Below are 21,278 nucleotides of genomic sequence, written 5' to 3' on the forward strand. Positions count from 1 at the left end.
GGCTCAGTGTAGGAAGTCCGCTGCACGCTCGGCGAGGTCGAGCGCCGGCTGGGGGAGTATGCCGAGGATGAGCGTGACACCGGCGCCGAGGCCGATCACACTGCTGGTCAGTGCACTCGGCACCACGACGGTCGGAGCGTCTGCGGCCGATTCGGTGAAGAACATCAACACGATCACTCGCACGTAGAAGTACGCGGCGATCGCGCTGCACAGGACGCCGACGATCACGAGAGGTGCGGCCCCGCCCTCGGCTGCCGCGCTGAACACCGCGAACTTTCCGATGAACCCACTGGTCAACGGGATCCCGGCGAAAGCCAGCAGGAACAGTGCAAAGACAACTCCGACCAATGGTGAGCGCCGGCCCACCCCGGCCCAGCGCGAGAGCGTCGCGACCTCACCGTCTGCGTCCCGAACCAGACTCACGACGGCGAACGCGCCCACGGTGCTGAATCCGTAGGCTAGAAGGTAGAACATCGCCGAGGCCAGGCCGGCATCCGAATCCGCAACCACAGCGGTCAGAATGAATCCGGTGTGCGCGATGGCCGAATACGCGAGCATCCGCTTCATATCGGTTTGCGTAACAGCGACGATCGATCCGACAACCATCGTGAGAATCGCGACTGCCCACATCAGTGGACGCCAGTTCACGTACTCGTTGGGCAGAGCCACATAGAAGACACGAAGGATGGCACCGAATGCGGCGATCTTGGTCGCGGTAGCCATAAAACTGGTGATCGGCGTCGGCGCCCCTTGATAGACATCGGGAATCCACGAATGGAACGGCACGGCACCGACTTTGAACAGTAATCCCACGGCCACGAGTGCTGTCCCGAGCCACAGGAAGGCATCGGTACCCGACCCGCTGCGTGCTGCGTCGGCGATACCGGAGAGCGTGACCGTCCCGGCATAGCCGTACAGCAATGCGATTCCGAAAACGAAGAACGCCGACGAAAATGCCCCGAGCAGAAAGTACTTGAGCGCAGCTTCCTGGGAGAGCAGGCGACGTCGGCGTGCCAGACCACACAGGAGATACAGAGGCAGTGAGAACACTTCGAGCGCAACGAACATCGTCAGCAGATCGTTGGACGCGGGAAAGAGGAGCATGCCGCCGACAGCGAAGAGGGTGAGCGGAAAGACCTCGGTCTGGGCGATACCGACCTTGACCGCTTCTTGTTCCGCAACACTTCCGGGGACGCTCGACGCTTGAGGGGTGAAACCGCCGAGCGCGTCGTGTTGCGCGATCACCTCGGCGGTGTTGCCCGAGCCTCGCTCGGCGATCAGCAGTACTGCGGGGATCGACACGAGAAGGATCGTGGCCTGCAGGAAAAGGGTCGGACCGTCGACCGCTACAGAACCCATCATCGCCGTCGACCGCGTGCCGGCGAGTAGAAGCACTGCCACGAACGCGGCCGCCAAACCTCCGACACCGAGGACGAGTTGCACGGGGTATCGAATGCGCCGGGGTGCAAACGCCTCGATGAGTACGCCCACAACCGCAACACCGAACACGATCAACATTGGCGAGAGCAAGCTGTATTCGACACTGGGTGACGCCGTGCCGGCTGAGCCGAGGATGGTCACGTCGTTGAAGGAACTCATTTGTGGGCACCTCCTTCGTGGTCGGCGACGAGCGGGGTCGGAGCCTCGTCGACGACCGTATGGCTCACTGCAGGAGTGATGACGTCCAAGGCAGGCTTGGGGTAGATGCCGAGAAGCAACAGGAGTGCGATCAGAGGGGCGACCACCACGAGTTCGCGTCGAGCGAGGTCGCGGATCGTTCCCTGCCCTTCCTTCACAGGTCCGCCCATCATGCGCTGGTAGAGCCAGAGTATGTAGATCGCGGACAGGACAAGCGCGGCAGTCGCCGCGATAGCGGCCACGTGGTATCGCGAGTACGTCCCGATCAGCACCAGGAACTCACTGATGAACGGCGCGAGACCCGGCAGCGACAGCGTTGCCAGCCCCGCAACGAGGAATGTGCCGGCAAGTACGGGTGCAACTTTCTGGACGCCGCCGTACGCCGCGATCGATCGAGTACCTCGCTGCGAGACGAGGAATCCCGCAATCAAGAACAGAGCCGCAGTGGAGACTCCGTGATTGACCATGTACAGCGCGGAACCCGCCTGGCTCTGGCTGGTCATCGCGAAGATTCCGAGAATGATGAAGCCGAAGTGCGAAATCGACGTGTAGGCGATCAGTCTCATGACGTCTGTTTGCGCGATCGCCAGTATTGCGCCGTAGACGATCCCGATAACGGCGAGCGTGATGATCCACGGTGCAAAGGTCGACGACGACTCCGGGAACAGTTGCAGGCAGTAGCGAATCATCGCGAACGTGCCCACCTTGTCCACGACCGCCATCATCAACACTGCTGTCGACGGAGTCGATTCCACCGCGGAGTCCGGCAACCAACTGTGCAGCGGCCAGAGCGGTGCTTTCACCGCGAACGCGAACATGAATCCGAGGAACAAGGCGTTGAGCACCCCGGGTCCCACACCGAGTTCACCGCTGTTTGCCGCTGAGGCGATCGCCCGGAAGTCGAAAGTGCCGCTGGCGAAGGGACTCTCGTCGCGCGTGGTGACCACATACAGGCCGATGACCGCAGTGAGCATGACCAGGCCGCCGAGGAGATTGTAGAGCAGAAACTTCACGGCTGCGCGAGATCTGCCCACTCCGCCGAACCCGCCGATGAGGAAATACATCGGTATCAGCATGGCCTCGAAGAAAATGTAGAACAAGAGAATGTCCAAGGCGCTGAACGAAATCATCACCATGGACTCGACAACAAGGATCAGCGCGAAATAGGTGTGCGGCATTCTCTTGGGTGATGCCGGGTCTGCCGGGACGTCATTCCAGCCCGCGATCAGGAGTAACGGCACCAGCACGGCGGTGAGAAGAACCAGAACGAGTGCGATCCCGTCGAGTCCGAGTGTGTAGCTGGTACCGAAAGCCGGTATCCAGCTGTGGCTTTCGACAAATTGAAATTGTTCGCCGCCGCGGTCGAACGCAACTCCGAGAACGGCGGCGACCACCAGGACTGCCACGGACACAGCCAATGCGAGAGACTTCGCAAATTGGTACGACCGTGCCGGCAGAGCGAGGACTACACCCGCTCCGATGAGCGGAAGCAACCAGAGCACCGTCAGCGCAGGGAAGCCGGTATTGGTCACAGAGTCGCTCACCGCCGCTTCGATCACCACAGTGTCACCGCCATCATTGTCGCGACCACGAGTGTTGCTCCGACAAACATCACCAGCGCGTACGAGCGAACAAACCCGGTCTGTAGCTTCCGCGTGAGCGCGGACAGCCCGGTGACGACCACCGCAAAGCTGCCCACGACGCCGCCTATTCCCTTGGTGTCGAACACTTCCAACGACTTGGTGAGTTGTTGTCCAGGCTTCATGAACACCGTCTCGTTGAAGGCGTCACCGTACAGATCGCGGCGAGCCGCACCGGTCAACGGTGAAACCGGAGTCGGTGCCACAAGTGGAATCTCCCGGGTGGCGTACTCGCGATACGCAATCGCGACGCCGGCGGCAACTGCGAGCAGCGCCAGCGCGGTGATCGACCATGCGGGTATCGGCGGTTCGACGTGATGTGAGCCGACAACCGGTTCGAGCCAGTTCTGCAAGCTGGACCCGATGGTCAGGAGCATCCCGGCGCCGACGGACCCCACCGCCAGGATGATCATCGGAGACGTCATCACTGCCGGAGATTCGTGAGGTTTCTGGTTCTCCCAGCGGGCCTTCCCGAAGAAGGTCATCAGCATCACGCGGCTCATGTAGAAGGCAGTGAGGGCCGCACCCAACAGGGTGACGATGCCCAGCACAACACCCTTGACGCCACCCTCGCCGATCGCAACCTCGATGATCTTGTCCTTGGAGAAGAACCCGGCAAACGGCGGAACACCGATGATGGCAAGGTATCCGAGCCCGAACGTGACAAAAGTCAGTGGCATGAACGCTCGAAGTCCGCCGTAGCGCCGCATGTCGGTTTCGTCGTTCATCGCGTGCATCACCGAACCCGCGCCGAGGAACAGGCCCGCCTTGAAGAATCCGTGGGTGATCAGATGAAGGATTGCGAAGGCGTATCCAGCTGGTCCGAGGCCCGCCGCCAGGACCATGTATCCGATCTGACTCATGGTCGACGCGGCGAGCGCTTTCTTGATGTCGTCCTTCGCGCAGCCGATGATCGCACCGAACAGCAGCGTCACGGCACCGACGATGACAACCACGAGTTGAGCGTCGGGTGCGAGATCGAAGATCGGATTGGCGCGCACGATCAGATAGACGCCGGCCGTGACCATCGTGGCCGCGTGAATCAGAGCCGAGACGGGGGTGGGGCCCTCCATCGCGTCGCCGAGCCACGACTGCAGTGGCACCTGCGCCGACTTCGCGCATGCAGCGAGGAGGAGCATCAGGCCGATCGCCGTCAGGACACCTTCGCTTGCACCAGACGCGTCGGCGAAGACGCTGCTGAACGAGAGCGAGCCGAACGTGCTGAACATCAACATCATCGCGATCATCAATCCGATGTCGCCCACCCGATTGACGACAAAAGCCTTCTTGGCAGCGGTCGCCGCCGACGGCTTGTGCTGCCAGAAACCGATCAGCAGGTACGACGCCAAACCGACGCCTTCCCAGCCGACGTAGAGCCCGAGGAAGTTGTCGGCGAGCACGAGGAGCAGCATCGCAGCGAGGAAGAGATTGAGGTAGGCGAAGAACTTACGACGCTCGGGGTCGTGCGCCATGTAGCCGACCGCGTAGATGTGGATCAGCGAACCTACACCGGTGATGAGCAGGACGAAACACATCGACAGTTGATCAAGCTGCAGTCCGAACTCGACCTGAAGACTGTCGACCGGGACCCAACTGAACAGGTGCTCGGTGACGGTGCGGTCGGCGGTGTCGCGGCCGAGCATGGCGATGAAAAACACCACTGCGACGACAAACGACGCGAGTGTCATGACGCAGGCGAACAGGTGGCCCCACGCGTTCGTGCGACGACCCGCCAGCAACAGGACAGCGGCGCCGCACAGGGGCAGGGCGGGGAGCAACCAGATGGCGGACGTGATTCCTCCTGACATGTCAGTACTTCAGCAGGTCTGCGTCGTCGACGGATACAGAACGCCGAGATCGGAAGATGATCATGATGATTGCCAAGCCGACGACTACTTCGGCCGCAGCTACCACCATCGTGAAGAAGGCGAAGATCTGCCCGTCCAGATTGCCGTGCATGCGCGCGAAGGTCACGAATGCCAGGTTCGCGGCGTTGAGCATCAATTCGATACACATGAACACCACGATGGCGTTGCGTCGCAGGAGGACTCCCGCAGCCCCGATGGTGAACAACAGGACCGACAGATACAGATAGTTCTCTGGATTCATCGCTGCGTTTCCTCGCCGGTATCGGGATCCGGGGATCGCGGAGTGAGGGCGCTGCTGACGGAGAGGGTCGAGAACGTTCCGTCGGGCAACAACGCCGGCATGTCTACTGCGTTGTGACGTGCGTACACGCCGGGACTGGGGAGGGGAGTGGCCGAGCCCTTGTCGGGATTGCTCTCATCGCTGCCCAGGTACGCGAATCGTTGCTGCGAGAGTTCGCGTTGGCTGAGTGTGGCTCCGATCTTCTCCCGATGCGCGAGCATCATTGCGCCAAGTGTCGCCGTGATCAGCAGTGCGCCGGTCAGTTCGAAGGCCCAGACGTAGCGGATGAAGATGAGATCGGCGAGAGCGTCGATGTTGCCCTGCTCGAGTCCGGTGAATCCGGTGAACCCCGAGATCGACGCATTTCCGAGGCCGCCGATAAGGAGTAGCCCGAATCCGACGCCGATCACGATCGCGCTGACGCGTTGTCCCCGTAGCGTTTCGACCAAGGAGTCCGAAGAATCCACGCCGACCAGCATCAGGACGAACAGGAACAACATCATCACTGCGCCGGTATAGACGACGATCTGGACGACACCCAGGAACAGTGCGCCCTGCACGATGTAGAAGACGGCCAGGATGATCATCGTCATTGCAAGGAAGAGTGCAGAGTAGACGGCCTTGGGGGCGGCGACCACGCCCAAAGCGCTGATCACCGCAAGGGTTCCGAGGATCCAGAACTGCACCGCCTCGCCGGTGGAGGTCGATGTCATCGTTCCCTCAGCCAGGATCGTGGTCGTGACCGCCGCGATCATTTCTCGGTCTCCGGGTTCGGCTCTTGCTCGGGTACTGCCTGTTCGGGAGCTGCTGTGATGTCGCCGCGGTAGTAGTCGTCCTGAGTTGTGCCGGGACGCAGCGTGTGTGGTGGCGCTGCCATGTCGGGTTTCAGGGGCGCGAGAAGGCGGTCCTTCTCGTAGATCAACCCGGCTCGGTTGTCGTCGGTCATCTCGTACTCGTTGGTCATGGTGAGAGCCCGAGTGGGGCAAGCCTCGACGCAGAGGCCACAGCCGATGCACCGCAGGTAGTTGATCTGATACACCCGCCCGTAACGCTCGCCGGGGGAGAACCGTTCTTCTTCGGTGTTGTCAGCACCCTCGACATAGATCGCGTCGGCGGGGCAGGCCCAGGCACACAGTTCGCAACCGATGCACTTCTCGAGTCCGTCCGCATACCGGTTGAGTTGATGGCGACCGTGGTATCCGGGCGCGGTGGGCCGCTTCTCCTCCGGATAGAACTCGGTCTCGGGTTTCTTGAACATTGTCGAGAGCGTCACTCCGAAACCCGCGATAGGTCCGAGGAAATCAGGCATGGGAGTCCTCCGATGTGTCGGAAACATCTGTCCGCCGCGGCGGTGGCACGTTCTGACCCGGTAGTTTTCGGGGCGGCAGCGTTTGACCAGGTAGGGGTGGAACCGGGAAGCCGCCCGACATCGCATGGAAAGGCCGGGTCCCCGAATCGGGCACCAACGCGGCGGTTCGGCGTCGGCTGCGGTAAGTCCCGGCCAACACGATCAGGAGCGCAGCTCCGAGAACCAGTGCGACGCAAAGAAGTACGACCCAGGTGTTGTAACCCTCGTTGCGGAAGGCACGAACAGTCGCGATCACCATCACCCACACCAAGGCAGCGGGGATGAGAATCTTCCATCCGAGATTCATGAACTGGTCGTAGCGCAACCGCGGAAGGGTACTGCGCAGCCAGATGAAGACGAAGAGGAAGCCCCACACCTTGGCAACAAACCACAGCACGGGCCACCAACCGGAATTGGCGCCGTCCCACAGGTTGAACGGGAACGGTGCGTGCCACCCACCCAGGAACAGTGTCGTGGCCAGAGCGGACACCGTCACCATGTTCACGTACTCGGCCAGCATGAACATCGCGAACTTGAGTGAGGAGTACTCGGTGTGGAACCCACCCACCAGTTCACCCTCGGCCTCGGGAAGGTCGAAGGGAGCCCTGTTGGTTTCGCCGACCATGGCTGTCACGTAGATCAGGAAGGACGGCAGGAGGAGAAAGACGTACCAGGCACCTTGTTGGGCACTGACGATTCCGGACGTGGACATCGTTCCGGCGTAGAGGAAGACGGCGGCGAAGGACAGCCCCATTGCTACCTCGTAGGAGATGACCTGCGCGGTCGATCGAAGTGCGCCCAATAGTGGATACGTCGATCCGGACGACCAGCCGGCAAGCACGATCCCGTACACACCGATTGAAGTCACGGCGAGGATGTAGAGAACTCCGACCGGAAGATCGGTCAGTTGCAGGGGTGAAAGGGTTCCGAAGATCGACACCTGCGGACCGAACGGGATGACGGCAAAGGCCATGAACGCGGGCACGACTGCGATGACGGGCGCGAGGAGATAAATCGGTTTGTCGGCGCCGGTCGGTGTGATGCCCTCCTTGAGGGCGAGCTTGATTCCGTCAGCGAGACTCTGGAGCATTCCACGGGGGCCGACGCGGTTCGGTCCGACACGCATCTGCATGCGTGCCATGACCTTTCGTTCCGCGTAAATTGCCACCAGCGGTGTGAGTACAAGGAACACGAAAATGGCGAGAGCCTTGCCGATCACCAACCACCACGGGTCGTGCCCGAACGCCGACAGGTCGACCGGAGCTGACAGGGTCCCGTACTCGTGGGTGGTCATTGCGCTCCCGCCTTCGCAATCTTCACCACGGAACCCGCGGTAACGCAGAGCGTTTCGTAGATCGTGCTACCCGGTGAATTGAGCGGGAGCCAGACTGTTCGAGGCGGGAGTTCGGTGATCTCCAACGGTAATGTGATGGAACCGGATTCAGTCGACACCGCAACGTGATCGCCGTTGTCGGCGCCGATCTCGGCAGCGGTCTCGGCAGACAAACGTACGAGTGGGAGCCGTGCCGTACCCGCCAGGTTGGGCTCGCCGTCTTGCAATCGGCCGTTGTCGAGCAGCATTCGCCAACTCGACAACACTGCCTCGCCCAGTGCCGGTGTGGGCATGGTGCCTGACGGGACCTGAGGCGAGGTGGGGCGCGATCCGGACCAAGCGCCGAGGCGGTGTATCTCCGAGCGTGCGGAATCTGCGTCGGGTAGGCCCAGATCGATGCCCATCTCGGCTGCGATCGCGTGGAGAACGCGCTGATCCGGCATCACTCCTGTCGTTCTCAACGCAGTGTCGAACACGCGCTCGCGGCCTTCCCAATCGAGGAAGGTTCCGGGCTTCTCGGCGACCGGTGCCACCGGGAAGACGACGTCGGCGAGTTCGGTGACTCCGCTGTGACGGATCTCCAAACTCACCACGAAACCTGCTGCTTCGATCGCGGCCCTTGCCTTCGCCGGGTTCGGGAGATCACTCAATTCGACGCCGCCGACAAGAAGGGCAGCAGTCGTCTGCCCCGGATCCAGCAGACTCGCGGCGTCGCGCCCGTCGGATGCCGGGATGGAGGCCCCCCACACTGATTCCACCTCCTGACGTGCTGCCGGGTCCGCAACGGGGCGTCCGCCGGGAAGCAATCCCGGTAGTGCGCCCGCCTCGACGGCGCCGCGATCACCAGCGCGGCGTGGGACCCAAGCCAAACAAGATCCTGTCGCTTCGGCGAGACGTACCGCCGCGGCGAAGCCGCCCGCCACCTCACTGAGTCGTTCGCCCAACAGGATCACTGCACCGGGCTGCCGGAGGAGCTGGCCCTCCTCACTGCTGGGGTGAGACAACGAATCCATCAGAGCTGCTTCACTTCCGGGTACGGTCCGAAGCAAAGAGCCGCCCATCTTCTGCAGGCCGCGCGTAGCGAATGGCGCGCTGGAGAGCACCGTCGTCTTGCCGAAAAGTGCGGCCTTGCGTAGCCGCAGGAAGATGATCGGTGACTCCTCCTCGGGCTCGAGAGCTACCAGCAATGCGGCCGGGGCCGACTCGAGGTCCTGGTACGTTACCGACTCTTCGAGTGTGCTGCCGGCGACGTGTGCTGAGAGGAAACCTGCCTCTTCGGCAGAATGAGCACGGATTCGGAAGTCGATGTTGTTGGTAGCGAAAGCAACTCGCGCGAACTTGCCGTAGGCGTAGGCGTCCTCCAAGGTAGAGCGTCCGCCGACGAGTACGCCTGCGTCACCGCGGGCCTGCGCGAAGGATCGCGCAACGAGGTCGAGTGCCATGGGCCACGACGCCGGAATCAATTCGCCGTCAGCGTTGCGGATCAGGGGAGTGGTGATCCGATCACCTTGGGTCGTGTACGTGAATGCGAAACGGCCCTTGTCGCAGTTCCATTCCTCGTTGACTGCGGGGTCGTCCCCGGCGAGACGGCGGAGAACCTTTCCGCGACGGTGGTCCGTGCGCTGAGCACATCCGTCGGCGCAGTGTTCACACACGCTGGGGCTGGACACCAGATCGAACGGTCGCGCCCGGAATCGGTATGCCGTACTGGTAAGCGCGCCGACCGGGCACACCTGGATGGTGTTGCCCGAGAAGTAGGACTCGAAGGGCTCGTTGGCGTAGATCCCGACCTGTTGAAGCGCGCCGCGCTCGAGGAGATCGATGAACGGGTCGCCGGCGATCTGGCCCGAAAACCGTGTGCATCTGGCGCAGAGGACGCAACGCTCGCGGTCGAGCAGGATTTCGGACGAGAGTGGGATGGGCTTGGGGTAGGTCCTTTTCTCCTCACCGAACCGGGATTCGGTGCGACCGGTCGACATCGCCTGGTTTTGAAGCGGACACTCGCCGCCCTTGTCACACACGGGGCAGTCCAGAGGGTGGTTGATGAGCAGGAGTTCCATCACCCCGCGCTGCGCCTTCTCCGCCACCGGTGACGTGAGCTGTGTGGTGACGACCATTCCGTCCGCAACCGGTGTCGTGCAGGACGCCACCGGCTTGCGTTGACCTTCGACCTCCACGATGCACTGTCGGCACGCCCCGACCGGGTCCAGAAGAGGATGATCGCAGAACCGCGGAATCTGTGTGCCGATCATCTCTGCAGCGCGAATGATCAACGTGCCCTTGGGTACCTGGAGTTCCCGGCCGTCGATGGTGAGGGCGACCAGATCAGTGGGCGGTGCCGTGTCGGTCTTGGTGGCGTCGTTCTTGGTAGCGTCGGCTGCAGTCATGAGACGAACGCTCCTGTCGCGAGAACGGATCGGCGAGGATCGAACGGGCATCCGTTGCTGTCGAAATGCGCTACGTATTCCTCGCGGAAGTACTTCAGGGAGGACATGATCGGGCTGGTCGCTCCGTCGCCCAACGCGCAGAAGGATTTTCCGAGGATGGTGTCCGAGATGTCGAGAAGTTTGGTGAGATCAGCTTCAGTACCTGTTCCGCCTTCGAGTCGCCGCAGGATCTGCACCAGCCAGTACGTGCCTTCGCGGCACGGCGTGCATTTACCGCAAGATTCGTGGGCGTAGAACTCGGTCCACCGCAGCACCGCGCGCACGATGCAGGTTGTGTCGTCGAATATCTGCAGTGCCTTGGTGCCGAGCATCGATCCCGCCGCGCCGACACCCTCGTAGTCGAGTGGGACATCGAGATGTTCGTCGGTGAAGATCGGAGTCGAGGATCCGCCGGGAGTCCAGAACTTGAGGGTGTGCCCGGTGCGAACGCCGCCCGCGTAATCGAGAAGTTCTCGCAACGTGATGCCGAGCGGCGCCTCGTACTGGCCGGGAGTGGTGACATGACCAGAGAGCGAGTACAACGTGAACCCCGGCGACTTCTCGCTTCCCATCGACCGGAACCACTCCGGGCCGCCCAGGACGATCGACGGCACACTCGCGATGGACTCGACGTTGTTGACGACGGTCGGGCAGGCGTAGAGGCCGGCGACGGCGGGGAATGGCGGCCGCAGTCGAGGCTGACCGCGTCGTCCCTCCAACGAATCGAGGAGGGCTGTCTCCTCACCACAGATGTACGCGCCTGCTCCGGCGTGCACGACGAGATCCAAGTCGAATCCCGAACCGAGGATGTTGCGGCCCAGGTATCCGGCCGCATAGGCCTCGGCCACGGCGGTCTGCAGACGTCGCAGGACCGGGACCACCTCGCCCCGGACGTAGATGAACGCCTTGGCCGCTCGAATTGCATACGCCGCGATGATGACTCCCTCGACCAACGTGTGTGGGGTCGCCATCATCAACGGCATGTCCTTGCATGTGCCCGGTTCGGACTCGTCGGCATTGACGACGAGATAGTGGGGCTTGCCGTCTCCTGGCTTGTCTTCGGTGCTCTGTGGGATGAAACTCCACTTGAGGCCCGTCGGGAAACCGGCGCCACCGCGCCCACGAAGGCCCGCGTCCTTGACCGTTTCGATCACGGCGTCGGGGGACATGGCTAGCGCTTTGCGTAGGGCTTGGTAGCCGTCGTGACGAAGGTAGCTGTCGAGAGTCCACGAGTTCGGTTGATCCCAGTAGCGACTCAGGACGGGGGCGAGTGTCATGTCACTTCCCTTCGCCGGTAGCGTCGGCTGCTGAGGCCGAGCCGGGTGGGTTGTCGTCGTGAGATCGGCTGATACGCAGTCCGGCAAGAGTTGCCCCGCCGATTGTTTGTGCTTCGGCTGCTTCGATTCGCGTATCCGGGAACCCGGCCAAGGTGCGTGCGGTCTGTCGGAACGAACACAGTGTGGCACCGCGACTGGGTGTCACGCGCTCTCCGGCGCGGAGCGCATCGACGAGTGAGCGCGCCGATTCCGGAGTCTGGTTGTCGAAGAACTCCCAGTTGATCATCATGACGGGGGCGTAGTCGCACGCCGCATTGCACTCGATGTGTTCGAGGGTGATCTTGCCGTCGGACGTCGAGATGGAGTGTCCGCCTTCGTCTCTGGAGCCTGCTGACCCGAGATGCTCTTCGAGTGCTGCGAGGATGTCGTCTCCGCCCATGATCGCGCACAGCGTGTTGGTGCAGACTCCGACCAGATACTCACCCGTCGGACCACGGCGATACATCGAGTAGAAGGTGGAAACGGCGGCAACCTCGGCGCCGGTCAAACCCAGCTTGGCACTGCAGAAATCGATCCCGGCCGGGGTGATGTACCCGTCCTCGGACTGCACGAGATGAAGGAGCGGCAGGAGGGCTGATCGACTGGTGGTCGCCGCGGCGTCAGGCTCACGGTAACGAGCGATGACGGTTTCGGCATCGGCGTCGAGTCGGGCGAGTACGTCAGGCGGATAACTCGATCGTGCGCCAGGGCGTACCAGTTGCGTGGGCTCGTCCGGGCGCGGCCCGAGTTCGATGAACACCCGTGACGAGCCGTTCGGGCCGGTCATCGGTCCACTCCGCCCATGACGGGATCGATACTGGCAACCGAGGCGATCACGTCGGACACCATGCCTCCCTCGCACATCGCCGCTACCGCTTGAAGGTTGGTGAATGACGGATCCCGGAAATGGACGCGGTACGGCCGGGTTCCCCCGTCGCTGACCATGTGCACACCCAACTCGCCACGCGGGGACTCGACGGCGACGTACACCTGGCCGGGCGGCACGCGGATTCCTTCGGTGACCAGTTTGAAATGGTGAATCAGACCCTCCATGGACGACTCCATGATCTTGGCGATGTGCTTCTGCGAATTGCCGAGGCCATCCGGTCCGACAGCGAGATCGGCAGGCCAGGCGATCTTCTTGTCGTCCACCATGACCGGCCCCGGTTGCAGTTTGTCGAGGCACTGCTCGACGATCTTGAGGGACTCCTTCATCTCCTCGACACGGATGACGTACCTTCCGTAGCAATCGGATCCGTCGTGCGTCACGACGTCGAACTCGTAGTTCTCGTAGCCGCAGTAGGGCTGCGCTCGACGCTGATCGTGGGGGAGTCCCGTGGCGCGTAGGACCGGCCCCGTCACGCCGAGCGCCATGCAGCCGGTGAGATCGAGATATCCGATTCCCTGGGTGCGGGCTTTCCAGATGGAGTTGTCGCTGAGCATCAGTTCGACGTCACGCAACCGTTTCGGTAGGACCTTCAACAGTTCTCGTACCTTCGCGACCGACCCGTCGGGTAGATCCTGAGCGAGACCACCAGGCCTGATGTAGGCGTGATTCATCCGCAGTCCGGTGATCGTCTCGAACACGTCCAGAATCAATTCGCGTTCGCGGAATCCGAACAGCATCGCCGTCACGGCGCCCAGTTCCATTCCACCGGTTGCCAGGGCGACAAGGTGCGACGAGATTCGATTGAGCTCCATCATCATCACGCGAATGACGGTGGCTCGCTCGGGAATGTCGTCGGTGATGTCGAGAAGTTTTTCGACTCCGAGGCAGTACGCGGTTTCGTTGAAGAACGGTGAGAGGTAGTCCATTCGAGTAACGAAAGTGACGCCCTGCGTCCAGTTCCGGTATTCGAGATTCTTTTCGATTCCGGTGTGCAGGTAGCCGATTCCACACCGAGCTTCCACGACTGTCTCACCCTCGATTTCGAGAATGAGGCGCAGGACGCCGTGAGTGGACGGATGCTGCGGGCCCATGTTGACCACGATCCGTTCGGCCTCGCCGGTTCGCTGGCGAGCGGCCGCGGTGACGATGTCGTCCCAGTCCTGACCCGATGCTGTGACGACGGTTTCCGTCGTGGCACCGGAGTTGCTTCCTGTCGTCTCGTTCATCAGTTGTACGACCTACGCTCGTCGGGTGGAGGAGTCTGGGCGCCCTTGTACTCGACCGGGATACCGCCGAGCGGATAGTCCTTGCGCTGTGGGTGGCCCTTCCAGTCGTCGGGCATCTCGATACGGGTCAGGGCCGGGTGACCGTCGAAGACGATCCCGAAGAAGTCGTAGGTCTCACGCTCGTGCCAATCGTTGGTGGGGTATATCCCGACGATGGACGGAATATGTGGATCGGAGTCCGGCACGGACACTTCCAGTCTGATCCGGCGGTTGTGCGTGATCGAAGCAAATGGATATGCGGCGTGGAGCTCGCGACCGGTGTCCTGCGGATAGTGGACTCCATCGACACCCAGGCAAAGTTCGAAGCGAAGTTCCGATTCGTCGCGCAGTCTGCGCGCGACCTGCGGGAGGTGAGACCGTTCGACATGCAGCGTCATCTCGTCTCGAAAGATCACTACCCGCTCGATTGCATCGGTGAAAGTGCTGCCCGCGCTGCGCAATGCGGCATCCAAGGAGTCCGCAACTTCGTCGAAGTATCCACCGAACGGTCGAGAGGCCTTGTCCTCTACTGAGATCGGCGGGGCGAGCCGGCTGTAGCCCGAGGTGTCACCACTGCCGCGGACCCCGAACATCCCCCTCGATCCGTTGTTGCCCGCGGTCATCGCAGAAGCCCCTTCATGTCGATGGTGGGGGTGGATGCCAGTGCGGCGCGCTCGGCTGCCGCGCGTGCCTCTTCGCGGTTCACGCCGAGGGGCATCTCCTGGATCTTTCGGTGCAGTTCGATGATCGCGTTCAGGAGCATCTCCGGCCGCGGCGGACAGCCGGGCAAGTAGATGTCGACCGGCACGATGTGGTCGACGCCCTGTACCACTGCGTAGTTGTTGAACATACCGCCGGACGACGCACACACACCCATGGCCAGAACCCATTTCGGCTCGGCCATCTGGTCGTAGACCTGACGAAGTACCGGCCCCATCTTTTGACTGACCCGCCCGGCCACGATCAGAAGGTCTGCCTGTCGCGGCGACGCGCGGAATGCCTCCATGCCGAACCGCGCCAGGTCGAAGCGACCTGACGTGGTTGCCATCATCTCGATCGCGCAGCACGCGAGCCCGAAGGTGGCAGGCCACAGTGATCCTTTGCGGGCATACCCTGCCAGGCCCTCGACAGTGGTCAGTAGAAATCCGCTGGGGAGCTTTTCTTCGAGACCCATATCCGACTCTTTTCAGTCGCAACTGCTGCGGTGTGACCGGTTTTGTCTGACGTATGTGTGCTGTACCTGTGTCCGCTGGCCTAGTCCCAACCGAGACCGCCTCGTCGCCATTCGTATGCGTATGCCACCGAGACGTTGACTATGAAAAGGCCCATCGCCGCGAGGCCGAACAAGCCGAGCGAATCGAAATGCACCGCCCACGGGTAGAGGAAAACGATCTCGATGTCGAAGATGATGAACAGCATTGCCGTCAGATAGAACTTGACGGGAAACCGCCCGCCACCGGCGGTACGGGGTGCCGGTTCGATTCCGCATTCGTAGGCTTCGAGTTTCGCCCTGTTGTACCGCTTCGGGCCGACCACGGACGCGAGAACAACCGACACCACAGCGAAGGCCATCGCGATGACCCCGAGGACGAGAATGGGGATGTAAGCGTTCATGTCACCCGAACTCCTCTCCGCTGTGCGGATGTCCGCCCAGCCCGAAGGTGCCGTTCGATTTCGATACTGCCAGCAATTCGATACTTATGTGACCTGCGACACCCACACTAGGGGAGGCCTCCGACATTGGGTTCGTTTTCGGGGTGCGGAGTTTCGCTCTCGAAAGTCCGAAGTAGTCGGCGCCGCAACGAATCACCGCTGCAACGGGTGCTCACCGGCTCAGTTGTCGACGCAGAAGCGCGATGACGGTGGAAGCAAGTTCGATCGGATCTATCGGCTGCGGCACTGAGGCTTCCGCTCTCGACCACGACGCCAGCCACGCATCGTCGGGTCGACCGGTCAGTACGAGGATCGGTGGACAGTCGGCGATCTCGTCCTTGAGTTGTTTCGCGACGCCCATGCCGCCCGCCGGACTCGCCTCGCCGTCGAGAATGGCGAGGTCGATTCCGCCGGCATCGAGCTTGGCTACGACGATCGGTGCCGTCGCGACCTCGATGTAGTCGATGGTGGGCATCGACGGATGTGGGCGCTCTCCGAGAGCGAGCCGAACTTGCTCGCGCGTGTGTGCGTCGTCGCTGTAGACGAGGATGCGCACGGGTGCCATGGAGTTGGGCTCTGCGGTCTCGGCGGACACGCGGCCGACGTTACTCCGGGCGGTCCCCGGCTACCGGCGAATCTTCAACATCGGCAGGGACTTCCGCGAAAACACAGCTCGGCTTCACGGCAAACGGCCCCTACCCGGCGATGAACGCCGGAAGTAAGGGCCGCCTGAATTGCGTGTGCGCTCAGAAGTTTTCGACGAACTTCGTCAGGCCCTTGCTCGCTGTTTCCAGCGCCGTCTTCTGTGCCTTCTTCACCAGGAAGCCCGGCAGCGGGATCTTGGGATCGATGGTCAGTTCGAAGGTGACTTTGGTTCCACCGTCGGTGGGAGTCAAGACGTACGAGCCGTCCTGCTGGTTCTGCTGACCGCTCTCCACGAGGGTCCAGGTCACCTTCTCGTCGCCCTCGAAGGTGTAGTCGACTACCTGCTCGTCGTTGATTCCCAGAATGGACACGGCCATGCGAACGCGATGGGGGCGACCGTCGTCGTGGGTGCTCTCGATGGTGATCTTCTTGTGTGCAGACGACCACTCCGGCAGCCGATCGACGGCTGCTACGGCCTTCATCACCGTTTCCGGATCAGCCTTGATCTCGAATTCCTTGACGCCCGAAACGGCCATGAACGTGCTCCTTCTCGCCTTGCGGCAACGGTTCGTGATTACTGCAGTTGCGCAATTAGATCATTCGGTGATCGGGTTGGCGTCGAGCTAGTCCATGCCGTTCTTGCGCATCTGGTCCCGCAATGCGCCCTGGACGGCTTGTGAAACCCACGAGTTGAGGGAGACTCCGTTCTGATTGGCGGCCTCCTCGGCGCGGGCTTTGATCTGTTCCATCATCCTCAACGTCACCCGGCTGATATCACCGCTGACGTCGTCGAACGAGTAGGTTGAGTCCTTCTTCTCGTCGTCTGCCTTCTCGTTTGCACCTTCGCCGCCTGTCGAGTTCGGCGGGCGAACGACGTCGACCAGTAATTCGCTTCCGTCGAGATTGACCTTGACCTCTCGGTCGCCCAGCTTCGCCCCGATCTCCTTGGCCAGTTCCGTCGCCGCGGCCAACAAGACCAGGCGGACCGAGGGTTCGATGGCGGCGGACAACGACGCCGCAATCCGGCGCGTGTGATCGTCGCCGAGTTCGGCTGCAGTGGCGAGGTCGTTCTGCAGCTTTGCGGTGTACTCCGAAATGTCCATGACACCACAGTGGCGTCAAAAGTGACGTCAGTCAAGGATTTGATGACGTCACTCGGTATCGAGGGCGGTCGACCGCTATAGAGTTGCCCAGCACCTGAGGCGAACGGCGCCCGGGTTTCGTGCTGGTCGTTTCGTGCTTGTCGAGGAGTGGGTTGTGCCGAACACGGTGTCGCTGAAGGTGCAGTTGGTGGCGAAGTCCGAGTTCTTCCCGCCCGAGGACATTCCGTGGGAGACGGACGCGGATGGTGGCGAAGCGCTGGTCGAGTTCTCCGGTCGAGCCTGCTACCAGAGTTGGTCCAAGCCGAATCCGCGAACCGCAACCAACGCCGGCTATCTGAGGCATCTGCTCGAGGTCGGACACGTTTCGGTGCTCGAGCATGCGACAGTGAGCTTCTACATCACCGGTATCTCGCGCTCGTGCACTCACGAATTGATTCGTCACCGGCACTTCTCGTACTCGCAACTCTCGCAGCGATTCGTCCGTGAGAACGATGCAAACGTCGTCGTGCCTCCTGCTGTCGAAGGTGATCCCGAGCTCGAAGCACTGTTTCTGAATGCCACCGACGAAAGCCGTCGCGCTTACGGGGAACTGCTGACTGCCCTCGAAGGGAAACTGCAATCGGTGCCCGGTGCCCCGATGCGGGGCAAGCAAGCCAGGCAGGCTGCGCGCTCGGTGCTGCCCAACGCCACCGAGACGCGCTTGGTCGTGACCGGGAACTATCGGGCCTGGCGGCACTTCGTCGAGATGCGTGCCACCGAACATGCGGATGTCGAGATCCGGCGAGTCGCGGTCGAGTGCCTGCGTCAGCTTCGTGATGTCGCGCCAAATGTGTTCGGGGACTACGAGATTCTTCGCGGAAGCGACGGATCGGAAATTGCCGTCAGCGCATTTGCGGCCGAGTCGTGACTCGTGTGCAGAAGTAAGAGCTGAACCGGGTAACCTTCTGACCATGACCTACGGTGATTCCGCTTCTCTTGTCGAGCGTCCGTTCGGCACCATTTCCGTTGCGATGGTGACCCCGTTCACTGCCGACGGGAAGTTGGACGTCGACGCGGGAGTGCGCCTCGCAGCCCATCTCGTCGACAACGGCTGTGACGGCCTCGTTCTTGCCGGTACCACCGGTGAATCTCCCACCACCACCGAGTCCGAGAAGCTCGACCTGCTCCGCGCAGTGATCGACGCCGTCGGTAACCGCGCGAAGATCGTTGCAGGCGCCGGCAGCAACGACACCGCTCACAGCGTCGAACTCGCACGTGACGCGGCTCGCGCCGGAGCGCACGGTCTGCTCGTCGTCACCCCGTATTACTCACGTCCGCCCCAGGCCGGACTGTTTGCACACTTCACCGCCGTCGCCAACGCGACCGACCTGCCCGTCATGTTGTACGACATTCCGCCCCGCTCCGTCGTTCCCATCGAGACCGAGACGATCCGCCGACTCGCCGAGCACCCGCGAATCAAGGCCGTCAAGGACGCCAAGGGCGACCTCAACGCCGGCGCAGAGTTGATCGGCACCACCGAGCTTCAGTTCTTCTCCGGCGACGACCCGCTGAATCTGCCGTGGCTCGCTGTGGGCGCCACCGGCTTCGTCAGCGTCATCGGCCATCTTGTTCCGGGTCGTCTCCGCGACCTTCACACCGCGTTCGTGTCCGGCGATATCGCCCGCGCGCGCGAGATAAACCTCAGTTTGATCCCTGTGATTCGTTCCGTTGCCCGCCTCGGCGGTGTCAGCGCTTCGAAGGCGGGTCTGCGACTCATCGGAATCGATGTCGGAGAACCACGCCTTCCGCAGGTTGCACCCACTAAAGAGCAGATCGACGGTCTTGCCGCCGATCTGCATGCGGCAGGAGTTTTGTAAATGACCCGTCCCCCCCGACGTCGTAGTGCCAGTCGTCAAGCCGGTCCGCCTTCGCCTCCGGCTCCCGAAACGGCCGCAAAGGCCGCACCGGTAGAGGCACCAGCTGCGCCGGCGGCAGAAGCGGCCCCCGCCGCAGCCGCCCCGCCCAAGAAGGCCGCAGCAACCAAATCTGCAGCAACCAAGTCCACTGCCACCAAATCTGCTGCACCCAAGAAGTCGACCGAAGAGAGGTCGCCGCGCAAATCTTCCGGCGGTAACCGACCGGCAGCATCGAAGTCGGGCAACGGGCGCGGAAACAAGCGCCCCGAGAACCGTCCGGCCGTCGATCCCACGGGTCGCCTCGGAACACCCCCGAAGGCGCCGGCATCGGGTCTGCGCATCGTCGCGCTGGGCGGCATCGGCGAAATCGGTCGCAACATGACGGTGTTCGAGCACCGTGGCAAGTTGCTGATCGTCGACTGCGGTGTGCTGTTCCCCGAGGACCAGCAGCCTGGCGTCGACCTGATCCTCCCGGACTTCCGCTACATCGAAGACCGTATGGACGACGTCGAAGCCGTCATCTTGACTCACGGACACGAGGACCACATCGGTGCTCTGCCGTTCTTGCTGCGTCTGCGCGCGGACATTCCGGTCATCGGCGCGAAGTTCACTCTCGCTCTCGTTGCCGCCAAGTGCCGCGAGCATCGCCTGCGTCCGAACCTGGTCGAGGTCGTCGAGGGAAACACCACCACCCATGGCCCGTTCGACTGCGAGTACTTCGCGGTCAACCACTCGATTCCCGACGCTCTCGCGATCGCGATTCGCACCGACGCCGGCGTCGTACTGCACACCGGTGACATCAAGCTCGATCAGCTGCCTCTCGACGGCCGCCTGACCGACCTCGCCGGATTCTCCCGCCTGGGCGACGAGGGCGTCGACCTGTTCCTCGTCGACTCGACGAACGCCGAAGTTCCGGGATTCGTCACACCCGAGCGCGAAATCGGGGGAGTGCTCGACAACGTCATCGGCAAGGCGAAGCAGCGCGTCATCGTGGCATCTTTCGCCAGCCATGTGCATCGCATCCAGCAGGTCGTCGACGTAGCCGCTCGGTACAACCGCCGCATCGTCTTCGTCGGCCGCTCGATGGTCCGCAACATGCAGATCGCCCAGGATCTGGGCTACCTGACGGTGCCCGACGGCCTCGTCGTAGACATCGACACCGCCGCCACCCTTCCCGACGATCGCCTGGTGCTCATTTCGACGGGTTCGCAAGGTGAGCCGTTGGCAGCGCTCTCGCGTATGGCGCGCGGCGAACACCGTCAGATCAACATCCGCGCCAACGACCTGGTCGTTCTCGCGTCTTCGCTGATCCCGGGCAACGAGAACTCCGTTTTTGCCGTGGTCAACGGTTTGGCCAAGCGCGGTGCCACCGTCGTGACCCAGCAGAGCGCCAAGGTTCACGTCTCGGGCCACGCGTCCGCCGGTGAGTTGCTCTACCTGTACAACGCGGTTCGGCCCACCAATGCCATGCCCGTCCACGGTGAATGGCGGCACCTGCGTGCCAACGCCGCGCTGGCAAAGGCAACCGGCGTGCCGGAAGAGCGCATCGTATTGGCCGAGGACGGCGTCGTGGTCGACATGGTGGACGGCCTCGCCGAGATCGTCGGACGCGTACCGGTCGGACACGTCTACGTCGACGGTCTGTCCGTCGGCGACGTCGGTGAGCCGACGCTGTCCGATCGCCTCGTGCTCGGTGAGGGCGGCTTCATCGCGATCACCATCGTCATCAACGAGTCGACGGGCCGTGCGGTCAGCACCCCCGAGGTGTCCGGTCGCGGCTTCTCCGACGATCCGACAGCGCTCAAGGCTGCCGCGGATCTCGTGGAATCGGACCTGGCCCGGTTGGCGAGCGAAGGCGTCATCGACGCTCATCGCATCGCGCAGTCGGTGCGCCGCGTCGTCGGACGCTGGGTCGCGGACAAGTACCGCCGCCGTCCGATGATCATTCCGACGGTCATCGCGGTTCCGTAGATTCGGCA

Annotated in this window: 20 protein-coding genes; 3 read left to right on the forward strand and 17 right to left on the reverse strand. The window is 62.5% G+C overall.

Features of this window, described 5'->3' with window-relative positions:
- Nucleotides 1-3: 3 nt before the first annotated feature.
- The 17 genes from nuoN to ASU23_RS21685 all read right to left on the reverse strand — a co-directional run bounded on the left by nuoN (nucleotide 4) and on the right by ASU23_RS21685 (nucleotide 17,404).
- Nucleotides 4-1,599 (reverse strand): NADH-quinone oxidoreductase subunit NuoN, encoded by a 1,596-nt coding sequence (gene nuoN, locus ASU23_RS21605; protein ID WP_058038684.1) that lies wholly within the window; start codon nucleotides 1,597-1,599, stop codon nucleotides 4-6.
- Nucleotides 1,596-3,200 (reverse strand): NADH-quinone oxidoreductase subunit M, encoded by a 1,605-nt coding sequence (locus tag ASU23_RS21610; RefSeq protein ID WP_058038685.1) that lies wholly within the window; start codon nucleotides 3,198-3,200, stop codon nucleotides 1,596-1,598. Before ASU23_RS21610 ends, nuoN begins: the two co-directional genes overlap by 4 nt.
- Nucleotides 3,194-5,086, reverse strand: coding sequence for an NADH-quinone oxidoreductase subunit L (gene nuoL / locus ASU23_RS21615; RefSeq protein ID WP_058038686.1), 1,893 nt, complete (start codon nucleotides 5,084-5,086; stop codon nucleotides 3,194-3,196). The genes ASU23_RS21610 and nuoL overlap by 7 nt, the downstream gene beginning before the upstream one ends.
- 1 nt (nucleotide 5,087) lies before the next feature.
- Nucleotides 5,088-5,387 carry an NADH-quinone oxidoreductase subunit NuoK gene (nuoK, locus tag ASU23_RS21620; protein ID WP_003942238.1) on the reverse strand — a complete coding sequence of 100 codons (300 nt, stop codon included), beginning with the start codon at nucleotides 5,385-5,387 and terminating at the stop codon, nucleotides 5,088-5,090.
- Nucleotides 5,384-6,181: an NADH-quinone oxidoreductase subunit J gene (locus ASU23_RS21625; RefSeq protein ID WP_058038687.1), complete on the reverse strand. Its 798-nt coding sequence runs from the start codon at nucleotides 6,179-6,181 to the stop codon at nucleotides 5,384-5,386. The genes nuoK and ASU23_RS21625 overlap by 4 nt, the downstream gene beginning before the upstream one ends.
- Nucleotides 6,178-6,735: an NADH-quinone oxidoreductase subunit NuoI gene (gene nuoI / locus ASU23_RS21630; protein ID WP_058038688.1), complete on the reverse strand. Its 558-nt coding sequence runs from the start codon at nucleotides 6,733-6,735 to the stop codon at nucleotides 6,178-6,180. The genes ASU23_RS21625 and nuoI overlap by 4 nt, the downstream gene beginning before the upstream one ends.
- Nucleotides 6,728-8,068: an NADH-quinone oxidoreductase subunit NuoH gene (nuoH, locus tag ASU23_RS21635; RefSeq protein WP_058038689.1), complete on the reverse strand. Its 1,341-nt coding sequence runs from the start codon at nucleotides 8,066-8,068 to the stop codon at nucleotides 6,728-6,730. The genes nuoI and nuoH overlap by 8 nt, the downstream gene beginning before the upstream one ends.
- Nucleotides 8,065-10,494 (reverse strand): NADH-quinone oxidoreductase subunit G, encoded by a 2,430-nt coding sequence (locus ASU23_RS21640; protein ID WP_058038690.1) that lies wholly within the window; start codon nucleotides 10,492-10,494, stop codon nucleotides 8,065-8,067. Before ASU23_RS21640 ends, nuoH begins: the two co-directional genes overlap by 4 nt.
- Nucleotides 10,491-11,810: an NADH-quinone oxidoreductase subunit NuoF gene (gene nuoF / locus ASU23_RS21645; RefSeq protein WP_050655787.1), complete on the reverse strand. Its 1,320-nt coding sequence runs from the start codon at nucleotides 11,808-11,810 to the stop codon at nucleotides 10,491-10,493. The genes ASU23_RS21640 and nuoF overlap by 4 nt, the downstream gene beginning before the upstream one ends.
- A 1-nt stretch (nucleotide 11,811) precedes the next feature.
- Complete coding sequence (gene nuoE, locus ASU23_RS21650; RefSeq protein WP_058038691.1) at nucleotides 11,812-12,636, reverse strand: NADH-quinone oxidoreductase subunit NuoE; 825 nt, start codon at nucleotides 12,634-12,636, stop codon at nucleotides 11,812-11,814.
- Nucleotides 12,633-13,964 (reverse strand): NADH dehydrogenase (quinone) subunit D, encoded by a 1,332-nt coding sequence (gene nuoD, locus ASU23_RS21655; protein ID WP_003942229.1) that lies wholly within the window; start codon nucleotides 13,962-13,964, stop codon nucleotides 12,633-12,635. Before nuoD ends, nuoE begins: the two co-directional genes overlap by 4 nt.
- Nucleotides 13,964-14,626, reverse strand: coding sequence for an NADH-quinone oxidoreductase subunit C (locus tag ASU23_RS21660; RefSeq protein WP_042922617.1), 663 nt, complete (start codon nucleotides 14,624-14,626; stop codon nucleotides 13,964-13,966). Before ASU23_RS21660 ends, nuoD begins: the two co-directional genes overlap by 1 nt.
- On the reverse strand, nucleotides 14,623-15,177 hold the full coding sequence (locus ASU23_RS21665) for an NADH-quinone oxidoreductase subunit B family protein (RefSeq protein WP_003942234.1): 555 nt from the start codon (nucleotides 15,175-15,177) through the stop codon (nucleotides 14,623-14,625). Before ASU23_RS21665 ends, ASU23_RS21660 begins: the two co-directional genes overlap by 4 nt.
- 80 nt (nucleotides 15,178-15,257) lie before the next feature.
- A complete protein-coding gene (locus ASU23_RS21670) occupies nucleotides 15,258-15,617 on the reverse strand; it encodes an NADH-quinone oxidoreductase subunit A (protein ID WP_003942165.1) in 360 nt (119 codons plus the stop codon).
- A 211-nt stretch (nucleotides 15,618-15,828) separates the two neighbouring features.
- Nucleotides 15,829-16,221 (reverse strand): response regulator transcription factor, encoded by a 393-nt coding sequence (locus tag ASU23_RS21675; RefSeq protein ID WP_042450864.1) that lies wholly within the window; start codon nucleotides 16,219-16,221, stop codon nucleotides 15,829-15,831.
- Nucleotides 16,222-16,402: 181 nt separating this feature from the next.
- Nucleotides 16,403-16,837, reverse strand: coding sequence for an SRPBCC family protein (locus tag ASU23_RS21680; protein ID WP_003942203.1), 435 nt, complete (start codon nucleotides 16,835-16,837; stop codon nucleotides 16,403-16,405).
- An 87-nt stretch (nucleotides 16,838-16,924) separates the two neighbouring features.
- A complete protein-coding gene (locus ASU23_RS21685; protein ID WP_003942206.1) occupies nucleotides 16,925-17,404 on the reverse strand; it encodes a toxin-antitoxin system HicB family antitoxin in 480 nt (159 codons plus the stop codon).
- Between the two features lie 154 nt (nucleotides 17,405-17,558).
- Between ASU23_RS21685 and thyX the strand changes: the two genes are divergently transcribed.
- Genes thyX through ASU23_RS21700 form a run of 3 tightly spaced genes read left to right on the forward strand, consistent with a single transcriptional unit; the run spans nucleotide 17,559 to nucleotide 21,270 of the window.
- Nucleotides 17,559-18,311, forward strand: a complete 753-nt coding sequence (gene thyX / locus ASU23_RS21690; protein WP_003942250.1) for an FAD-dependent thymidylate synthase — start codon at nucleotides 17,559-17,561, stop codon at nucleotides 18,309-18,311.
- Nucleotides 18,312-18,354: 43 nt separating this feature from the next.
- Nucleotides 18,355-19,260, forward strand: a complete 906-nt coding sequence (dapA, locus tag ASU23_RS21695) for a 4-hydroxy-tetrahydrodipicolinate synthase (RefSeq protein WP_003942142.1) — start codon at nucleotides 18,355-18,357, stop codon at nucleotides 19,258-19,260.
- The gene (locus ASU23_RS21700) at nucleotides 19,261-21,270 is read left to right on the forward strand and encodes a ribonuclease J (protein WP_054188536.1); all 2,010 of its coding nucleotides are present in this window, start codon (nucleotides 19,261-19,263) and stop codon (nucleotides 21,268-21,270) included.
- Nucleotides 21,271-21,278: the final 8 nt, after the last annotated feature.

The sequence above is a fragment of the Rhodococcus sp. KB6 genome (assembly GCF_001445685.1).
Lineage (GTDB): Bacteria > Actinomycetota > Actinomycetes > Mycobacteriales > Mycobacteriaceae > Rhodococcus_F > Rhodococcus_F qingshengii.